The organism is Streptomyces nymphaeiformis (genome assembly GCF_014203895.1).
In the GTDB taxonomy this organism is placed as follows: domain Bacteria; phylum Actinomycetota; class Actinomycetes; order Streptomycetales; family Streptomycetaceae; genus Streptomyces; species Streptomyces nymphaeiformis.
This window is the reverse complement of record NZ_JACHJY010000015.1, coordinates 15,751-33,621: the sequence shown is the minus strand read 5'-3', so window position 1 is coordinate 33,621 and position 17,871 is coordinate 15,751. Positions and strand designations below refer to the sequence as shown.

Sequence of the window (17,871 nt, the reverse complement as noted above, 5' to 3'; positions counted from 1 at the left end):
TCCCGCACCCGACCGTGTCGAGTGCAATAGTCGACCGACATGATCGGGTGACCAAGTCGTGTGTACGGTGAGCGTGCGACTGCTGGTGTGCGACGAAAGGCACGTTCATGACTCAGACGTCCGTTGGCAGGGCCCAGGCGATCCCTGAGCGCCCCTCGCTGCCCCTGATCGGACACGCCCTCACCTTCCCGGGAGGCGCCGACGGCCTTGCCCACCTGATGAAGGAGGTCAAGGAACTCGGGCCGGTGTACCGGGTCCGCCTCTTCGGGACCGAGACCGTCGTCGTCGGCGGCCTCGACCTGGTCGAAGAACTGTCGGACGAGACCCGTTTCCGCAAGAACGTGCACGGGGACCTGGTGGAGGTCCGCCAGATCGCGGGGGACGGCCTGTTCACCGCCTTCAACCACGAACCGAACTGGCGCAAGGCGCACGACATCCTCATGCCGGCGTTCTCACTCGGCGCGATGCGCAGCTACCACGGCACGATGCTCCGGGTCGCCCGGTCCCTCATCGGCAAGTGGGACCGGCTCGCCGGCGTGCAGGCGGTGGACGTTCCGGACGACATGACCCGGCTGACCTTCGACGCGATCGGCCTGTGCGGCTTCGACTACGACTTCGAGTCGTTCCGCCGCGGCGATCTGCACCCCTTCGTCGAGGCGATGGCCCGGGCCCTGGGCTTCACCCAGGAGAAGAGCGAGTCCATCCCGGGCACGGAGTTCTTCAAGCGCAGGCAGGTCGAGCGCTTCCACCGGGACGCCGCCCTGATGACCGACCTCGTCGACGAGGTCATACGGCAGCGCAAGGCCTCGGGCGACACGAGCACGGACGACCTGCTCGGCCTGATGCTGCACACCAAGGACGCGGCGACGGGCCGGCCCCTGGACGACGTGAACATCCGCCACCAGGTGATCACCTTCCTCATCGCCGGCCACGAGACCACCAGCGGCGCCCTGTCCTTCGCGCTCTACTACCTCACCAAGCACCCCGAGGTGCTCAAGCGGGCCCAGGCCGAGGTGGACGCCTTGTGGGGCGACACGGAGAACCCGGACCCCGAGTACGGCGACATCGGCAAGCTCGCGTACATCCGCCAGGTGCTCAACGAGAGCCTGCGCCTGTGGCCGACCGCACCCGCCTTCGCCGTCGAGCCCATCGAGAACACCGTCATCGGCGGCAAGTACGCCGTACGCAAGGGCGAGTCGCTCATGGTGATCACCCCGGCCCTGCACCGCGACCCCGCCTGGGGCGAGAACGTCGAGCTGTTCGACCCGGAGCGCTTCACCCCGGAGCGGGAGGGAGCCCGCTCGGTCCACGCGTTCAAGCCGTTCGGCAACGGCGAACGCGCCTGCATCGGGCGCCAGTTCGCCCTCCACGAGGCCACCCTGCTGCTCGGCCTCCTGGTGCACCGCTACCGCCTGATCGACCACGCCGACTACCAGCTGAAGATCAAGTCCTCGCTCACCATCAAGCCCGACGGGTTCACCCTCAAGCTCGCCCGCCGCACCGGCGACGAGCGGCGCGTGCCCGAGGTCACCGCGACCGCCGCCACCGGCGACCGGATCGGCACCGCGGGCCGCCGCGCCACCGGCACCGCGCTCACCCTGCTGCACGGCTCCAACCTCGGCACCTGCGCCGGCATCGCCCGAGACCTCGGCGTCGACGGCGAGGAGCGCGGCTTCACCCCGGCCGTCGCCTCCCTCGACGAGCACACCGGAAAGCTCGCCGCCGCCGAAGGCCCCGTGGTCATCGTGGCCGCCTCCTACAACGGCCGCCCCACCGACGACGCCGCCGAGTTCGTCGCCTGGCTGGAGGTCCTGGAACCCGGCTTCCTCGACGGCCTCCGCTACGCCGTCCTCGGCGTCGGCGACCGCAACTGGGCCGCCACCTACCAGCGCGTCCCCACCCTCGTCCACGAGCGCCTCACCGCCGCCGGCGCCACCCCGCTCCTGGAGCGCGGCGCGGCCGACGCCTCCGGCGACTTCGCCGGCACGGTGGACCGCTGGACCGCCGAACTGTGGACCGCGCTGCTCGACCAGTACGGCGAGGCGGTGGAAGGAGTCGCCCCGACCGCCGGGACGCAGGACGAGGACCAGGGCCTGTACGAACTCCAGGACACCACCGAGTCGGTCATCGACGGCCTCGCCGCCCGGCACGGAGTCCAGCCGATGGAGGTCCTCGAGGCGTACGAACTCGTCGACACGAGCCACGAACTCGGCCGCTCCAAGCGCTTCCTGCGGCTGCGCCTGCCCGAGGGCGTCACCTACCGCACCGCCGACCACCTGGCCGTCCTGCCGAGCAACCCGGACACCCTCGTCCAGCGGGTCGCCGACCGCTTCGCCCTCGACCTGGACCGCACCGTCCGGCTGCGCGCCCGCCGCCGGAGCCGCAACGCGCTCCCCGTCGACCGCCCGCTGACCCTGCGCCGCCTGCTGACCGACTTCGTCGAGCTCCAGGACACCGCCACCCAGGAGCAGGTCGCCGTGCTCGCCGAGCACACCTCCTGCCCGCCCGAGAAGCAGCCCCTGGCCGCACTCGCCACGGCGGACCCCGAGGCCTTCCGGGAGCAGGTGACGGCCGCCGGACACAGCGTCCTGGACCTGCTGGAGCGCCACCGCTCCTGCGAACTGCCCTTCGAGGCCTTCCTGGAACTGCTGCCGGTCCTGCGTCCGCGCCACTACTCCATCTCCTCGTCGGCCGCGGCCTCCCCCGGCGAGGTGGAGTTGATGGTGTCGCTGCTCGCCGCACCCCACCGTGCGGGCGAGGGCACCTTCCACGGCATCGCCTCGCACTACGTGCAGACGGTCCGGGCCGGTGACACGGTGCAGGCGCGGGTGCTGCCGTGCAGCGAGTCCTTCCGGCTCCCCGAGGACCAGTCCGTACCGGTCATCCTGGTCAGCGCGGGCACCGGCCTCGCGCCCTTCCGCGGCGCGGTCCTCGACCGCTTCCACACCGACTCGGCCGGAACGCTGCTGTGCTACTTCGGCTGCGACCACCCCGACGTCGACTACCTCCACCGCGAGGAGTTCGAGGTGGCCGAGGCGGCCGGCGCCGTCAGCATGCGCCCCACCTTCATGCACGCGCCCGAGAACGGCGCCCGCTTCGTCCAGGAGCGGATCGCGCGTGAGAGCGACGAGGTCTGGGCCGCCCTGGAGGCCGGCGGACGCGTCTACATCTGCGGCGACGGCCGCCGCATGGCCCCCGCCGTACGGGAGGCGTTCATGGCGATCCACCGCGAGCGGACCGGCGCCGGCGACGAGGAATCCGTGGCCTGGCTGACAGAGCTCGTCGAGTCCGGCCGCTACGTCGAGGACGTCTGGGCCGGCTGACCGGAGCCCGCCGGACAGCCATGGGCGCGACTGAGGGGCGCGCCCATGGCTGTCCTTCCGCCGTCCTGTCAGTCGACCGGTACGTCCGCGAGGTTCAGCCGGCCTCCGGCCAGTGCCACGGTCGCGGAGACGAGAGCCCGCAGGCCGATGCGCTCGGCGGTCTCGTCCGGCAGGCAGAGGTGCTGCATCGTCAGCCCGTCGAAGCCGGAGAGGAAGAAGCGGGCGACCGTCTCCGCGGGCTGCGCGAGCTCGTATCCGGTCCGCACCGCCGTCTCGGTCACCACCTGCGCGGTCACCTCTATCACCTGCCGGTAGTGACCCTGCCGGGCCTCGCCCAGGCGCGGGGTGCGCAGGGCGAACATGGTCAGCTCGGTGAGCAGCTGGTGGTTCGTGGCCGGCTCCGACATGGTGCGCCAGAGCGCGCCGGCCAGCGCGGCGATCGTCTCCTCGAACCCGGCGCCCTCCGGCGCCGCCCGCTCGACCTGCGCGACGAGGTCCTCGGTGATCTGGTCCATCACCGCCCGGTACAGGTCCTCCTTCGTGCCGAAGGTGTAGTGGACCGTGGCCTGCGCGACCCCGAGCTCGGCAGCGATGGCACGGGTACTGCCGGCGGCGACACCCTCCCTGGTCATGAGGTCGATGGCCGCCTTGATGAGCTGAGGGCGGCGCTCGGCCGCGGAGACATGAGCCATACTTGCACTATATCGACTTGGTCCATCGATCAAGTCGGTAGAACAAGTAGATAGGGCAAGCCGCCGTGGCCTCCGCCGGAAAATTTTCGTTCAAGAGTGTTCGTCGCAGGAGAGTCGGAACAGTCGATCGCGCCTAGGGTTCACACGATCAACTTCCTTCGACGAAAGGGCATTCCGTGTCGATTCCGCGCAGGGCGTTATTGGCGGGTACGACGGCCGGTGCGGCCGCAGCCGTCGTCGCGGGTGCGGGAGGCGCCGCAGCCGACACCCGGTCGGCGCCGGCGGCGTCGCCGTTGCTGCAGCGCACGCCCAGCCGCATCGGGGTGCCGGGCGTGGCCGGGCTGCACCTCCAGTTCGGTACCGATCCCGCCACCGAGATGACCGTCTCCTGGATCAGTCCCCAGTCCGTCCGGCGTCCTCGGGTGCACCTCGGGTCGCCGGACGGTGGTACCGGGCGGTCGTTCGACGCCGAGACCCGTACCTACCGTGACGGGCTCTCCCGGCAGGAGGTGTACGTCCACCACGCCCGCCTCTCCGGCCTGCGGCCGGACACCACCTACCTGTACTCGGCCGGGCACGACGGTGCCGCGCCCGAGACGGGGTCGTTCACCACGGCACCGCGCGGTCGTACCGCGTTCACCTTCACCAGCTTCGGCGACCAGGGCACGCCCAACCTGCGCCGGTCCCTCAAGTGGCCCACGCCGGACACGCCCCCGCCCCTCGGTCCCTTCCCGCTCTACACCAGCACCCAGGGCGGCACCGAGGCGTCCGGCGACATCGTGGCCGCGGTGGAACGGGTCGGTCCGCTGTTCAACCTGGTCAACGGCGACCTGTGCTACGCGGGCGTGGCCGGTGCCATCGGCGAGGACCGCGTGGCCACCTGGGCCGACTGGTTCATCGGCAACAGCCGCTCGGCCCGGCTGCGTCCCTGGATGCCCTGTGTCGGCAACGGGGAGACCGAGAAGGGCAACGGCCCCCTGGGCCTCACGGGTTACCAGACCTACTTCACGCTGCCGGGCGAGACGACGGCCTCCGACTCCGACACCCAGGGACTGTGGTACGCCTTCACCGTCGGCGCGGTCCGCTTCATCAGTCTGGCCAACGACGACGTGGCGATCGTGGACACCGGCGACATCTATCTGCGCGGATACTCCGAAGGCGCTCAACGGCGCTGGCTGGAGCGCGAGTTGAGGGCGGCGCGCGCCGGCTCCGAGATCGACTGGATCGTGGTCTTCATGCACCACCCGATGATCTCCAGCCACCGCAGCGGTGGCAGCGACCTCGGAGTCCGCGAGGCATGGGGACCCCTGTTCGACGCGTACGGGGTCGACCTGGTGCTCTGCGGCCATGAGCACTACTACGAGCGCTCGTTGCCCCTGCGCGGCACCCTGCCGAACGAGACCCGCACCCCGATCCCGGTCTCCACCAGGACCGATGTCGCCGACACCGCCCAGGGCACCGTGCACATGATCATCGGGGGCGGCGGCAACTTCGCCACCACCCAGGACGACCTGTTCGAAGAACCCAAGGGCCGTGTCGTGGTCGACGTGGGCAAGGAACCCGAGGGCCGCCACCGCAAGGCCGTCTACCTCACCGAGGACGCCCCCTGGCGCGCGGTGCAGGACCGCGTCCACCCCCACGGCTTCGCCGCCTTCGACGTCGACCCGGGTACGCGCGGCACCGGACGCACCCGGATGCACGTCACGTACTACACCTTCGACGGCCCCTACGGAGAGCTGACCCCGGTGGACACCTTCACCCTGGAACGCCCCCGCGCGGACGCCCGGCACTGAGGCCGGGCCGTCCTGTGCGGGCCTGCCGGCTCAGCTGGTGCGTTGCAGGGCCGGCGGGGTCCAGCCGCCCGTGAGGGCGGGCTCCTGCGGCCAGTACAGGCGCAGGAAGACGTTGAAGCTGCCGGCGGGTGCCGGGAGCCAGTTGCCCTCGCGGTCGGGTCCGGGGCTGTCGTGCTGGACGTAGATGTCCAGGGAGCCGTCGGCGTTGGTCCGCATGTCGCTGCGGTCGCCGATCGCGTAGCGGTTCAGCCGGTTGTCGGCGAAGAGCTGGCGCTCGTTCATCATCGTGAGGGACCAGAAGCCGTCGACGGGCGGCGTCTGGCCGGCGGCGAAGTGCAGCACGTACGCGTGGGCACCGTCGAGAGGTCGGCCGTCGGCGTCCGTGGTGGCGTGCGGGTACAGGGCGTCGGCGTCCAGGTTGGCTCCGTACCCGAACCGGGTGATGACCGCGCGCTTGGCGTAGTCGGTTCCGTAGTCCCCCAGGCCCCGGTGCACGGCCCAACCGCCGACGCCCGCGGACTCCGCCCGGGCGAGCAGCTCACGAAGGACCTCCGGGCCGCGCCGCGCACCCGCCTCCAGGGTGGCGAGTTCCTCGGGGGACAGGTCGTCGAGGCTCGCGCCGGGTGCGATGCCGAGTTTGGCGACGCGGCCCAGGAACGGGGCATCGGCGGGGGAGGGAGGGTTGTCGACCAGCATCCGGTTGAGGAGGGTGAAGTACGCGCGGCCGCTGAGCCCGTGGACCCTGTCCACGGGCGGCGTCGTGGTGTCGGCGCCGGCGGGGACGGGGACGTCGGTGGGAGGCGAGTAGTCGTCGGGGTCGCCGGTCCACTCCGACAGCGGAATCAGCCGCGTGCCGTCCTGGAGCCGGTTGACGGCCGGGAAGTCCGACGGGCCGCTGGTCGCGTACCGGGCGATGATCCAGTTCACGGCGGTGGACGACTTCAACAGGGTCAGGCCGGAGGGGACCGCTCCCGACCAGGAGGGCCCGGCGATCAGGAACGGGCCGGCGGAGGAACCGTTCTTGCGCCGGCCGACGACGGCGCAGATGTTCGACCAGGCGTCCAGGATCGGGACCATCCAGAAACGGTCACCGAAATCGGGCAGGGTCAGCACCAGGGGCTCGTGGGACAGGTCGAGCCAGGCACTGGAGTACAGGGTGTCGGCGTTCGGCGAGACGACCTCGGTGAAGGAGGCGTCCGGAGTGGAGCGCATGCAGCAGAACTGGTTGACCGGGGCTTTTCGACGCGCGTCGTCCCGGGCCGGGACCGCCGTCATGGACTCCTTCGTGAGGGCCGCCGTGACCAGCGGGTACCCGTAGAGCCACGCCTCCGTGGCCAGCTGCTCCATCGCTTCGTCCGTCATCGGCTTCTCCCAGGTGCTACGGCGGTCTCGGTCCGGGCCCGACGCTACGAGCGCTGCCCGCCCACCGCGCGGCCGGTCCGCCGAACGGGTGATGCGGACGGAACGGACCGCACGGCGCGCGCAAGTGCGCATGAGGAGCGGTCGGCAGGGAACGGCGTGCACCGGCAGGCGCCGGTGCACGCCGCGTCGTGCGCGTGCCCTCGTGCGACTCCTGGAAGCTCCGCGCGCCCTACCGGTGCCCACGGGCGCCGGAAAGGATGAGCGCACCGCACATGAACCACGTGATCCGCACCCCTGTCCTCGGCCGGGTGGGCACGCGGCGGAAGGAGCTCATGGTGTTGCTTCTCATCTCCCCGGACGGCGTCGAGGAAGCCCTCGACTGCGCGAAAGCCGCGGAACACCTCGACATCGTCGACGTCAAGAAGCCCGACGAGGGCTCGCTGGGCGCCAACTTCCCCTGGGTCATCAGGGAGATCCGCGACGCGGTGCCGGCGGACAAGCCGGTGTCCGCGACCGTGGGGGACGTGCCGTACAAGCCCGGCACGGTGGCGCAGGCCGCGCTCGGCGCGGTCGTCTCCGGCGCCACGTACATCAAGGTCGGGCTGTACGGCTGCACGACTCCCGAGCAGGGCGTCGAGGTCATGCGGGGGGTCGTCCGCGCGGTCAAGGACCACCGCCCCGAGGCGCTCGTCGTCGCCTCGGGTTACGCCGACGCCCACCGCATCGGCTGCGTCAACCCGCTCGCCCTGCCCGACATCGCCGCTCGCGCCGGTGCCGACGCGGCCATGCTGGACACCGCGATCAAGGACGGCACGCGGCTCTTCGACCACGTCCCGCCCGACGCCTGCGCCGAGTTCGTCCGGCGCGCCCACGCGTCCGGTCTGCTCGCCGCCCTCGCGGGCAGCGTCAAGCAGGCCGATCTCGGTGCGCTGACCCGCATCGGCACGGACATCGTGGGCGTGCGGGGAGCGGTCTGCGCCGGTGGTGACCGCAACACCGGGAGGATCCAGCCGCATCTGGTCGCCGCGTTCCGGGCGGAGATGGACCGGCAGGCCCGGGAGCACGCCGTCGGCACCCCGGCCGTGAACTGACCACCGGGATGCCGACACCAGAAGCCGGTCACGTCCCCGGACACCGGGCCGCATCCCTCGCCGTCGTCGACCCGGCCACCGGGGAGCCCTTCGACGAGGCCCCCGACCAGCGGCCGGACGAGTTGGACGGGGTGATCACCCGGGCCCGGCGGGCCTGGCACGGCTGGCGCGCCGACCCCGCCGCCCGCACCACCGCCCTGTGCGCCGCCGCCGACGCCGTGGAGGAAGCCGGCGACGACCTCGCCCGGCTGCTCACGCGGGAACAGGGCAAGCCCCTGGCCGAGTCGTACGCCGAAATCGCGCGTACGGCGGCCCGGCTGCGCTACTTCGCCGACCTGGCTCCCCGGACGCGCCGGATCGACGACGGCCGGCCCGTGCACAGCGTGGTGCGCTGGCGGCCCGTCGGGCCCGTCGCCGCCATCGTGCCGTGGAACTTCCCGCTCCAGCTCGCGGCGGCGAAGTTCGCGCCCGCGCTCGCGGCCGGCAACACCGTGGTCCTCAAACCGTCCCCCCACACCCCGCTCGCCACCCGGCTGCTCGGCTCCGTCCTCGCCACCGTCCTGCCCGAGGACGTCCTGACCGTCGTCACCGGCCGCGAACCCCTCGGTGCCCGTCTGGCCGCCCACCAGGGCATCCGTCACGTCACCTTCACCGGCTCGGTGCCCACCGGCCGGGCCGTCGCCGGGTCCGCGGCGGCCTCGCTCGCCCGGGTCACCCTGGAACTGGGCGGCAACGACGCCGCCGTCCTCCTGGACGACGCCGACGTGGACCGGATCGCGGACCGGCTGTTCTGGGCCGCGTTCCGCAACTGCGGGCAGGTCTGCATGGCGGTCAAACGCGTCTACGTCCCCGCCCGGCTCCACGCCGAGGTGGTCGAAGCCCTCGCCCAGCGCGCGAAGACCGTCGCGGTCGGATCCGGGCTCGACCCGGACACCCGGATCGGCCCGGTCAACAACGCTCCCCAGCTGGCCCGGGTCGAACAGGTCACGAGGCAGGCCCTGGCGGCCGGTGCCCGGGCCGCGGCCGGTGGCCACCGACTCGACGGAGCGGGCTACTTCTTCGCCCCCACGATCCTCAGCGACGTCCCGCCCGACAGTCCGGTGGTGACCGAGGAACAGTTCGGACCGGTCCTGCCGGTCCTGCCGTACCGGAACCTCGACGAGGCCGTCGACGCGGCCAACGGCACCGGCTTCGGCCTCGGCGGCTCGGTCTGGGGCACCGATCTCGACCGGGCCGAGGCGGTGGCCGACCGGCTCGAATGCGGCACGGCCTGGATCAACCACCACGCGGAACTCTCCCTCGCCCAGCCCTTCACCGGTGTCAAGGACAGCGGTGTCGGTGTCGCGGGCGGACCGTGGGGCCTCTACGGCAACCTCCGGCCGTTCGTCGTCCACCGCCCGCGGGAGGAGGAAGCGTGACGACGAGGTTCCAGGCGGCCGTACTGCGCTCCTACGGGGACCCGTTCACGGTCGAGGAGGTGGCCCTGTCCACGGAGCCCGCCCCCGGCGAGATCCTCGTCGAGATCGCGGGAGCCGGAATGTGCCGTACCGACCTCGCGGTACGGCGATCGGCCGGCCGCAGCCCGCTGCCGGCGGTCCTCGGCCACGAGGGCGCCGGGGTCGTGGTGGCGACGGGCGGCGGCCCCGGCACCGCGCTCGGCGTCGGCGACCACGTCGTGCTGAGCTTCGACTCCTGCGGACACTGCCGGAACTGCCGGGCCGCCGCCCCCGCCTACTGCGACTCCTTCGCCTCCCTCAACCTCTTCGGCGGTCGCGCGGAGGAACCGCCGCGCCTCACGGACGCGGCCGGAAAGGCGCTGGCTCCCCGGTGGTTCGGCCAGTCCTCCTTCGCCGCGTACGCGCTCGTCCCGGCCCGCAACGCCGTCCGGGTCGACCCCGCCCTGCCGCTCGAACTGCTCGGACCGCTCGGCTGCGGCTTCCTCACCGGTGCCGGAGCCGTACTGAACACCTTCGCCGCGGGACCCGGCGACACCCTCGCGGTCCTCGGAGCGGGAGCCGTGGGCCTGGCCGCCGTGATGGCGGCCACCGCCGCCGGCCTGCGGACCGTGGCCGTCGACCGGCATCCCGCGCGGCTGGAGCTGGCCGAACGGTTCGGCGCGACCCCGCTGTCCGCCGGATCGCACGGCCTGCCCGGGCGCATCCGCCGACTCACCGACGGCGGAGTCCAGTACGCCCTGGACACCACGGCCTCGGCCCCGCTCATCAACGACGCGCTCCAAGCGCTGCGCCCCACCGGCACCCTCGGCCTCGTGGCGCGCCTGCACACCCCGCTGACGCTCGAACCGGGCGCGCTCGACCGAGGCCGCGGCATCCGCCACATCTGCGAAGGCGACGCGGTGCCCGGACTGTTGATACCCCGGCTGACCGGCCTGTGGCAGGCCGGGCGCTTCCCCTTCGACCAGCTGATCCGGACCTACCCGCTGGCCGACATCAACGAGGCCGAACGCGACTGTGACGCCGGCCGCGTGGTCAAACCCGTCCTGCTGCCGGAGAGAAGAGACCGATGAGCGAAACCTTCACCACCGAGGCGTCCCCCGATCCCGCCACCGAAGGAGACACGGCCGCCACGGCGACCCGGCAGACCGGCGCGGAAGGCGTGGACGGAGGCGTGGGGCTGACCGCCCTCCTGGTCGCCGCGGCCCGGGCGATCGAGACCCACCGCCACGACAGCCTGGCCCAGGACGTCCACGCCGAACACTTCGTGCGCGCGGCCCCGGCGTGCGTGGACTGGCCGGTGCGCATCGGGCAGGTCCCGGAGGGGGACGCCAACCCGCTGTGGGGCAGGTTCGCCCGGTACTTCGGGCTACGGACCCGGGTCCTCGACGACTTCGTCCTCGGGGCCGTCCACGACGGCGCCCGTCAAGTGGTCCTGCTGGGCGCGGGTCTCGACACGCGTGCCTTCCGCCTTGACCTGCCGCCCCACTGCGTGGTCTTCGAGATCGACAGGGCGGGGGTGCTGGCCTTCAAGCAGCAGGTGCTCAACGACCTGTCGGCCGCCCCGAGGACGAAGCGCGTTCCCGTACCGGTCGACCTGCGCGCGGACTGGGCCACCGCGCTGACCTCCACCGGCTTCGACCCGGCCGCACCGAGCGTCTGGCTGGCCGAGGGGCTGCTCTTCTACCTGCCGAGCCCCACCGAGACGCACCTCGTCGAGACGGTGGACCGGCTGACCGCCGGGGGCAGCGCCCTGGCCTTCGAGGCCAAGCTGGAGAAGGACCTGCTGGCGTACCGCGACAGCGCGATCTACACGGCGACGCGGGAACAGATCGGCATCGACCTGCTCGACCTCTTCGACCTGGGGCCGCGCCCCGACTCGGCCGGGCACCTGACGGCCAGGGGCTGGTCCACGTCGATGCACACGCCGTTCGACTTCGCCCGCCGGCACGGACGCGGCCCCCTTCCCGAGCCGAACGACGCCCTGGAGGGGAACCGGTGGGTCTTCGCCCGCAAGCCCGGGCCGTGACGTCCGCCGGGCCGACGGGGTCCCGGGACGGTCGGAGCCGCCCGGGAACACCCGCTACCGGACCGGGTCAGACGGCCGGGGCGCCGACCAGCCGGTCGCCGGGAATCCCGGCCAGGTCCGGTGCGTAGTACTCCTCGATGCCGACGGCCCACGCGGAGACGGTGATGCGGTCCTCGGAGTCCGGGCCGAAGGCGTCGAAGAGCGCGTGGATGTTGGCCTCCTCGAAGCCGATAGCCGTCATCAGCGACAGGAAGAGCGGGCGCTCGATCAGGCCGTCCCCGTCCGGGTCGCCGAGTGCGGAGAGCGCCGTGGCGAACTCGCTGATCGTGGGGCCGAAACGCTCGGGGTCGAGCACGAAGGGGCGGAACTCGTCCATGGTGATCACCCCGTCGCCGTTGGCGTCCAGCTCGGTGGCCAGCGTCGTCCAGTAGCGGCGGAACGCGGCCCGGATGGCCTCCTTGGCACCGGCGTCCGAGGCGACCGCCGCCTCCAGAACGCGCCCCGTCATGAGGTCGAAGTCGCCGGAGTCGAGGACTCCGTTGCCGTTGGCGTCGAAGAGGGAGAAGACCAGCTCGACCCGCTTGGCGGCCTCAGTGCGCATGTCCGTCACCTGTCTCGTACGGCCCGTCGGTCAGGGCCTGGCTCAATGAGTGCTTCTACGTAACGCGCTGGGGAGAAAGCCGTGACGGTGAGGCGGCCGCCGTTACCGGAAGGAATGAGTTCGCCGACAATCAGTCCGGGCGGCCCGCAGCGGGCGCGGTCGCACAGGCGCGCAACGGGTGTTGCTCTCCGGTATCCCCTCCCCGTTGGCATCCCCCTCCCCAATTCGTTGAAAGTTTGTCTATGCTCTCCACGCGGCGGGGCGGAACCGGACCTTCAGGGTGGACGGACATGAACGAAGCGGTGCGGTGGGGGATTCTCGCGACCGGCGGCATAGCCGAGCGGTTCGCGACGGATCTCACGGATCTGGACGGTGCCGAGGTGGTGGCGGTGGCGTCCCGGAGCGAGGCGCCGGCGCGGGGCTTCGCGGAGCGGTTCGGGATTCCCCGGGCGTACGGGGAGTGGGACGGGCTCTTCGCCGACCCGGACGTGGACGTGGTGTACGTGGCGACGCCGCACCATGCCCACCGGGAGGCGGCCGGGCGGGCCCTGGAGGCGGGGAAGGCGGTCCTCTGCGAGAAGGCGTTCACGCTGAACGTCCGGGAGGCGCAGGAGCTGGTCGGGCTCGCCCGGGAGCGTGGTCTCTTCCTGATGGAGGCCATGTGGATGTACTGCAATCCGCTGATCCGGCGGCTCGCGGAGCTGGTCGGGGACGGGGCGATCGGAGACGTACGGACCGTGCAGGCGGACTTCGGTCTGGCCGGGCCCTTCCCTCCGGAACACCGGCTGCGGGACCCCGCGGTCGGCGGCGGCGCCCTGCTCGACGTGGGCGTGTACCCGGTGTCGCTCGCACACCTGCTGCTCGGCGAACCGGACTCGGTGCAGGCGCACGCGCGGATCTCCCCCGAGGGCGTCGACCTCAACACCGGCATGCTGCTGGGCTGGGACTCGGGCGCCTCGGCGCTGCTGTCCTGCTCGCTGGAGGCGGACACCCCGCTCACCGCCTCGGTGACGGGCACGAAGGGCCGGATCGACGTGCCGCGCGGCTTCTTCTTCCCGGAGCGGTTCACGCTGGTGAGGGACGGCGCCGAGCCGGAGGAGTTCGTGAACACGGACCACCCGCACTCGATGCGGCACGAGGCCGCCGAGGTGATGCGCTGCCTGCGGGCCGGTGAGACGGAGTCCCCGCTGGTCCCGCTGGACGGCACGCTCGCGGTGATGCGGACGCTCGACGCCGTGCGGGACCGCGTCGGCGTCCGCTATCCGCAGGAGGCCGTGGCCGCGCGGGTGTGAGACCTCGCGGAACAGCTCTGTCCGGCCACGAGGGGCCGGACAGAGCTGTCGTTCAGGGGGTGTTCAGGGGGTTTGTTCAGGCGGCCGGTGAGCCGGCCTCGAACGTCGCGTGCAGGCGTCGTGTGTGGTCCAGGGTCCGGACCGGGCCGGTCAGGGTGACACGGGCCGTGAGCCGGTGGTCGGTGCTCGACGCGCCGAACGCGAGCTCCAGGGCGCCGGGTTCGACGCGGCGGGTGCCGTCGCGGCCGGTGAAGGAGGCCAGGTCGGCGGGGACCGTGACGTGGACGCGGCGGCTCTCGCCCGGGGCGAGCTCGAGCCGGCGGTAGCCGATGAGACGCTGGACGGGCTGGACCACGGAGGCCACCGGGTCGTGCAGGTACAGCTGGACGAGTTCCGTGCCGGCGCGGGGGCCGGTGTTGCGTACGGTGAGGGCGAGTTCGAACGCGCCGTCCGTGGCCGCGGTCTCGTTCCCGACGGCGAGGTCGGTCCACTCGAACGTGGTGTACGTGAGTCCGTGGCCGAAGCCGTAGGCCGGGCTCGGGTCGATGTCGGAGACCTCGCTGGCGTGGCCCAGGCGGGCGGCCAGATAGGTGGACGGCTGGGCGCCGTGGTGCCGCGGCACGCTGACGGGCAGTCGGCCGCTCGGGTTCGTCCGCCCGCTCAGGACCGCCGCGACGGCGGCGGTGCCGGCCTCGCCCGGGAAGAACGCCTGGACGATCGCGGCGCTTTCGCCGGTCGCCCGGCCGAGCGCGTACGGCCGTCCGGCGAGCAGGGTGGTCACGACCGGTGTGCCGGTGTCGAGCAGGGCGTCGAGGAGCTGCTGCTGTACGCCGGGGAGGGCGAGGGACTCCGCGTCGCAGCCCTCGCCGCTGGTGCCGCGGCCGAAGAGCCCGGCGCGGTCGCCGAGCGCCGCGATCACCAGGTCGGCGCCGCGGGCGAGGGCCACGGCCTCGGCGAAGCCCGAGGTGTCGGGGTCGTCCACGCCGCAGCCGGGGGCCGACACCAGCTCGGCGGACGGGAATTCGGCCAGGAGCGCGTCGCGGAGGGTCGGCAGGTCGATGCCGAGGGGGACGTCCGGGTGCTGCCCGCCGACGTGGACGGGGAAGGAGTAGCAGCCGAGGACGGCCTTCGGGGTGTCGGCATTGGGGCCGATCAGCGCGATCCGACGGGGGGTGCCGGCGCCCAGCGGAAGGGTGCCGTCGTTGCGGAGCAGGACCACGGCACGCTCGGCGACCCTGCCGGCCAGCTCCCGGTTCGCGGCCGGGTCGAGAACGATCGCGCCACGGAGCGTCTCGGGGTCCGCCGTGGTGTCGACGCCTCGGAGCGCGGCGGGGACCGGGGTCCAGTCGGGGTCCAGGAGGCCGAGCTCGACCTTCTGGGTGAGCACCCGCCGTACCGCGCGGTCCACGAGGTCCTCGGTCAGCTCGCCCTTCTCGACGGCGTCGAGGAGCGGGCCGCCGAAGGTCTTGACGGTGGGCAGCTCGACGTCGACACCGGCGGCGAGCGCCGCCGCGGCCGCCTCGCCGAAGGTGCCGGCCACACCGTGCAGGGTCTTGAGGAAGGCGATGCCGAAGTAGTCGGCGACGACGGTGCCGGTGAAGCCCCAGGTGTCCCGGAGCAGGCCGGTGAGCAGCTCGTCGTCGGCGGCGGAGGGGACGCCGTCGGTGTCGGTGTAGGCGTGCATCACCGACCGGACCCCGCTCTCCCGGACCGCCATCTCGAACGGCGGCAGGATCACGTCCGCGAGCTCCCGGCGGCCCATGCCGACCGGCGCCAGGTTGCGCCCCGCGCGGGAGGCGGAGTAGCCGGCGAAGTGCTTGAGGGTGGCGACGATCCCCGCGGACTCCAGGCCCCGCACGTACGCGGTGGCGAGGGTGCCGACGAGGTACGGGTCCTCGCCGATGGTCTCCTCGACGCGCCCCCACCGGGCGTCGCGCACGACGTCGAGGACGGGGGCGAGACCCTGGTGCACGCCCACGGCGCGCATGTCCCCGCCGATGACCGCGGCCATCTCCCGGATCAGCTCCGGGTCGAAGGTCGCGCCCCAGGACAGCGGGACCGGGTAGGCGGTGGCGCCCCACGCGGCGAAGCCGGCGAGGCACTCCTCGTGCGCCACGGCGGGGATGCCGAACCGGTTGGCGGCGGCGATCCGCCGCTGGGTCCGCAGGAGGGACAGCGCGCCGACGGCGGGGTCGACGGGGACGGTGCCGAAGGGGCGGGTGAGCTGGCCGAGACCGTCGGGCAGGAGGGCGTCCAGGTCGACGGTCTCCTCCATGTCGTGCTGGTGCGGGGCGACTTCGGCCCCCTCGTCGGACGCTCCGACCCAGACGCCGAAGAGCTGGGCGACCTTCTCCTTGAGCGTCATCGCCCGGATCAGGGCGTCGACGCGCTCCGGGGTGCCGAGCGAGGGGTCGTTCCAGGCCGGGAGCGGGGGCTGAGGCTCTGTTGCCACGTTGTCGGTCACTTTCCTCCGACTCCCATCAGCCCCTGGATCAGGGCACGACGGGCGAACAGATAGACGAGCAGAATGGGGAGCATGGAGAGGACGACGGCCGCGAGCAGGCCCGGGATGTCGACGCCGTGCTCGGTCTGGAAGTCGTACAGGCCCATGGTGATGACCTTGTTCTCCGCGGACTGGGTGAGCACGAGAGGGAACAGGAAGCCGTTCCACGCCTGGAGCGAGGAGAACACGATCACCGTCGACAGGCCGCCCTTGGACAGCGGCAGCACCAGCTGGCGGAAGATCCGCCAGGGGGCCGCCCCGTCGACCGTCATCGCCTCGTACAGCTCGGGGGTGATGTCCCGCATGACGCCGGTGAGGATCAGGACGCAGACCGGCATGGCGAACGCCGCCGTCGGCAGGATGACGCCGATCAGGTTGTCGTAGAGGCCGGCCTCGTTGATCAGGTAGAACATCGGCACGATGACGGCCTGGGAGGGGATGGCCAGGCCGAGCAGGAACAGCCGGAAGACCCGGCCGGTGGCCTTGCCGTCGCTGCGGACGATGGCGTACGCGAGCGGCGGCACGAGCAGCAGGATGATGGCCACCACGGAGACGGTGACGATCACGGTGTTGAGGAAGTACTGCGCGAAGCCGTCGTTGAGGTAGTTGTCGAACGTGAGCTTCTTCGGGAGGCCGAGCGGGCCGTTCGCCGCGTAGTCCGCGCGGGACTGGAAGGTGGCGACGAGCATCACGTACAGCGGCAGGCCGACGACGAACAGCCAGACGAGCGAGCCGAATCCGGCCAGGTAGTGGGGGCGCTTCCGCATCACACGCCCTCCATGGTGCTGCGCATCTTGTCGTAGCCGCTCAGGCGGACCATGACGAGGGAGACGAGACTGGCGACCAGGACGAGGAGCAGCGCGATCGCGGAGGCCATGCCGAAGTCGAAGCTCTTGAAGGCCTTTTGGTACATGTAGTACGCGCTGTTCGTGGTGTCGGTGCCCGGTCCGCCCTGGGTCAGGATGAGGACGGTGTCGAAGGTCGTGAGTCCGCCGACCACCATCAGGATCGTCGAGGTGATGATCGTGTTGCGCAGCTGCGGCAGGGTGATGTGGAAGAACTGCCGGTACCGGCCGGCCCCGTCGATCTGCGCGGCCTGGTAGAGCACCTGCGGGATCGCCCTGGCCGCGCCCTGGTAGAGCAGTGTGTGCAGTGGCGTGAACTGCCAGGTGCTGACGAAGACGAGCACACCGAGGGCGCTGGCCTGCACGCCGAAGAGGTTGCCGTCGCCGAACAGCCACTTCGCCTGGGAGGGGACGCCGAAGTTGGGGTCGAGCACGGCGCGCCACAGGACGGACACCGCGGTGATGGACAGCAGCAGCGGGACGAAGTAGATCGCCGAGAGGACGGCCCGGTTGCGCTGGTGGCCGGCAGCCCAGACGCCGAGCAGGATGCTGATCGGGGTCTGGACGAGGACGCCGAGGACGGTGAGGAGCAGGCTCAGCCAGAGGCTCTTCACCATCACGGGGTCGTCGAGCAGCTTGCTCCAGTTCTCCAGGCCGGCGAACTCGGGGGAGCCGAGTCCGTTCCAGCGGGTGAAGGAGAGCACGACGACCAGGGCGAGCGGGACGAGGGCGAACAGGCCGAAGAAGACGGCGGCGGGCGCCGCCCAGGCGAAGCCCGGGCGGCCCACACCGGTGCCGGGGCGCTTCGCGCGCTCCCGGGCTCCGGGCTTCTCGACGCTGTCCACGGCGGGGGCTGTGGCAGTGGTCATGTCAGGTATGTCCGGTG

The 17,871-nt window shown here is 72.0% G+C and carries 13 protein-coding genes; 7 read left to right on the top strand and 6 right to left on the bottom strand.

The features are described 5' to 3' along the window. Nucleotides 1–107: 107 nt before the first annotated feature. On the top strand, nucleotides 108–3,323 hold the full coding sequence (locus GGE06_RS38430; RefSeq protein WP_184932994.1) for a bifunctional cytochrome P450/NADPH--P450 reductase: 3,216 nt from the start codon (nucleotides 108–110) through the stop codon (nucleotides 3,321–3,323). Nucleotides 3,324–3,391: 68 nt separating this feature from the next. Here the strand turns inward: GGE06_RS38430 and GGE06_RS38425 are convergent, their stop codons facing one another. Further along, nucleotides 3,392–4,015: a TetR/AcrR family transcriptional regulator gene (locus GGE06_RS38425; protein WP_116157590.1), complete on the bottom strand. Its 624-nt coding sequence runs from the start codon at nucleotides 4,013–4,015 to the stop codon at nucleotides 3,392–3,394. A gap of 176 nt (nucleotides 4,016–4,191) precedes the next feature. On the opposite strand from GGE06_RS38425, the gene GGE06_RS38420 reads away from it, so the two are divergent. After that, a complete protein-coding gene (locus tag GGE06_RS38420) occupies nucleotides 4,192–5,808 on the top strand; it encodes a purple acid phosphatase family protein (RefSeq protein ID WP_184932993.1) in 1,617 nt (538 codons plus the stop codon). 30 nt (nucleotides 5,809–5,838) lie between these two features. On the opposite strand, the gene GGE06_RS38415 is transcribed toward GGE06_RS38420, so the two are convergent. Beyond that, nucleotides 5,839–7,170, bottom strand: coding sequence for a DUF1254 domain-containing protein (locus tag GGE06_RS38415; RefSeq protein WP_184932992.1), 1,332 nt, complete (start codon nucleotides 7,168–7,170; stop codon nucleotides 5,839–5,841). Between the two features lie 335 nt (nucleotides 7,171–7,505). Here GGE06_RS38415 and GGE06_RS38410 point away from each other — a divergent pair, with 335 nt between their 5' ends. The 4 genes from GGE06_RS38410 to GGE06_RS38395 are packed head-to-tail and all read left to right on the top strand — an operon-like array spanning nucleotide 7,506 to nucleotide 11,744. Next, nucleotides 7,506–8,261: a (5-formylfuran-3-yl)methyl phosphate synthase gene (locus GGE06_RS38410; protein ID WP_116165188.1), complete on the top strand. Its 756-nt coding sequence runs from the start codon at nucleotides 7,506–7,508 to the stop codon at nucleotides 8,259–8,261. Nucleotides 8,262–8,269: 8 nt separating this feature from the next. After that, on the top strand, nucleotides 8,270–9,679 hold the full coding sequence (locus GGE06_RS38405; protein WP_116157587.1) for an aldehyde dehydrogenase family protein: 1,410 nt from the start codon (nucleotides 8,270–8,272) through the stop codon (nucleotides 9,677–9,679). After that, the gene (locus GGE06_RS38400; RefSeq protein ID WP_184932991.1) at nucleotides 9,676–10,788 is read left to right on the top strand and encodes an NAD(P)-dependent alcohol dehydrogenase; all 1,113 of its coding nucleotides are present in this window, start codon (nucleotides 9,676–9,678) and stop codon (nucleotides 10,786–10,788) included. The genes GGE06_RS38405 and GGE06_RS38400 overlap by 4 nt, the downstream gene beginning before the upstream one ends. Beyond that, the gene (locus tag GGE06_RS38395) at nucleotides 10,785–11,744 is read left to right on the top strand and encodes a class I SAM-dependent methyltransferase (RefSeq protein WP_184932990.1); all 960 of its coding nucleotides are present in this window, start codon (nucleotides 10,785–10,787) and stop codon (nucleotides 11,742–11,744) included. Before GGE06_RS38400 ends, GGE06_RS38395 begins: the two co-directional genes overlap by 4 nt. 67 nt (nucleotides 11,745–11,811) lie before the next feature. Here the strand turns inward: GGE06_RS38395 and GGE06_RS38390 are convergent, their stop codons facing one another. Beyond that, a complete protein-coding gene (locus GGE06_RS38390) occupies nucleotides 11,812–12,345 on the bottom strand; it encodes an EF-hand domain-containing protein (protein ID WP_116157584.1) in 534 nt (177 codons plus the stop codon). 290 nt (nucleotides 12,346–12,635) lie between these two features. Here GGE06_RS38390 and GGE06_RS38385 point away from each other — a divergent pair, with 290 nt between their 5' ends. Then, entirely contained in the window at nucleotides 12,636–13,637 is a 1,002-nt protein-coding gene (locus GGE06_RS38385; RefSeq protein ID WP_116157583.1) for a Gfo/Idh/MocA family protein, read from the top strand. A gap of 76 nt (nucleotides 13,638–13,713) precedes the next feature. On the opposite strand, the gene GGE06_RS38380 is transcribed toward GGE06_RS38385, so the two are convergent. Genes GGE06_RS38380 through GGE06_RS38370 form a run of 3 tightly spaced genes read right to left on the bottom strand, consistent with a single transcriptional unit; the run spans nucleotide 13,714 to nucleotide 17,854 of the window. Then, nucleotides 13,714–16,101 (bottom strand): beta-xylosidase/alpha-l-arabinosidase, encoded by a 2,388-nt coding sequence (locus GGE06_RS38380; protein ID WP_116157582.1) that lies wholly within the window; start codon nucleotides 16,099–16,101, stop codon nucleotides 13,714–13,716. Further along, entirely contained in the window at nucleotides 16,098–16,907 is an 810-nt protein-coding gene (locus GGE06_RS38375; protein ID WP_184932989.1) for a carbohydrate ABC transporter permease, read from the bottom strand. Before GGE06_RS38375 ends, GGE06_RS38380 begins: the two co-directional genes overlap by 4 nt. Further along, on the bottom strand, nucleotides 16,907–17,854 hold the full coding sequence (locus GGE06_RS38370; protein ID WP_116157580.1) for a carbohydrate ABC transporter permease: 948 nt from the start codon (nucleotides 17,852–17,854) through the stop codon (nucleotides 16,907–16,909). Before GGE06_RS38370 ends, GGE06_RS38375 begins: the two co-directional genes overlap by 1 nt. Between the last annotated feature and the right edge of the window lie 17 nt (nucleotides 17,855–17,871).

Excerpts from the sequence above, each read along its gene's own strand:
- GGE06_RS38385 (WP_116157583.1), top strand. The coding sequence starts at position 12,636 with ATGAACGAAGCGGTGCGGTGGGGGATTCTCGCGACCGGCGGCATAGCC.
- GGE06_RS38415 (WP_184932992.1), bottom strand. The coding sequence starts at position 7,170 with ATGACGGACGAAGCGATGGAGCAGCTGGCCACGGAGGCGTGGCTCTAC.
- GGE06_RS38390 (WP_116157584.1), bottom strand. The coding sequence starts at position 12,345 with ATGCGCACTGAGGCCGCCAAGCGGGTCGAGCTGGTCTTCTCCCTCTTC.
- GGE06_RS38405 (WP_116157587.1), top strand. The coding sequence starts at position 8,270 with ATGCCGACACCAGAAGCCGGTCACGTCCCCGGACACCGGGCCGCATCC.
- GGE06_RS38375 (WP_184932989.1), bottom strand. The coding sequence starts at position 16,907 with ATGCGGAAGCGCCCCCACTACCTGGCCGGATTCGGCTCGCTCGTCTGG.
- GGE06_RS38430 (WP_184932994.1), top strand. The coding sequence starts at position 108 with ATGACTCAGACGTCCGTTGGCAGGGCCCAGGCGATCCCTGAGCGCCCC.
- GGE06_RS38425 (WP_116157590.1), bottom strand. The coding sequence starts at position 4,015 with ATGGCTCATGTCTCCGCGGCCGAGCGCCGCCCTCAGCTCATCAAGGCG.
- GGE06_RS38395 (WP_184932990.1), top strand. The coding sequence starts at position 10,785 with ATGAGCGAAACCTTCACCACCGAGGCGTCCCCCGATCCCGCCACCGAA.
- GGE06_RS38370 (WP_116157580.1), bottom strand. The coding sequence starts at position 17,854 with ATGACCACTGCCACAGCCCCCGCCGTGGACAGCGTCGAGAAGCCCGGA.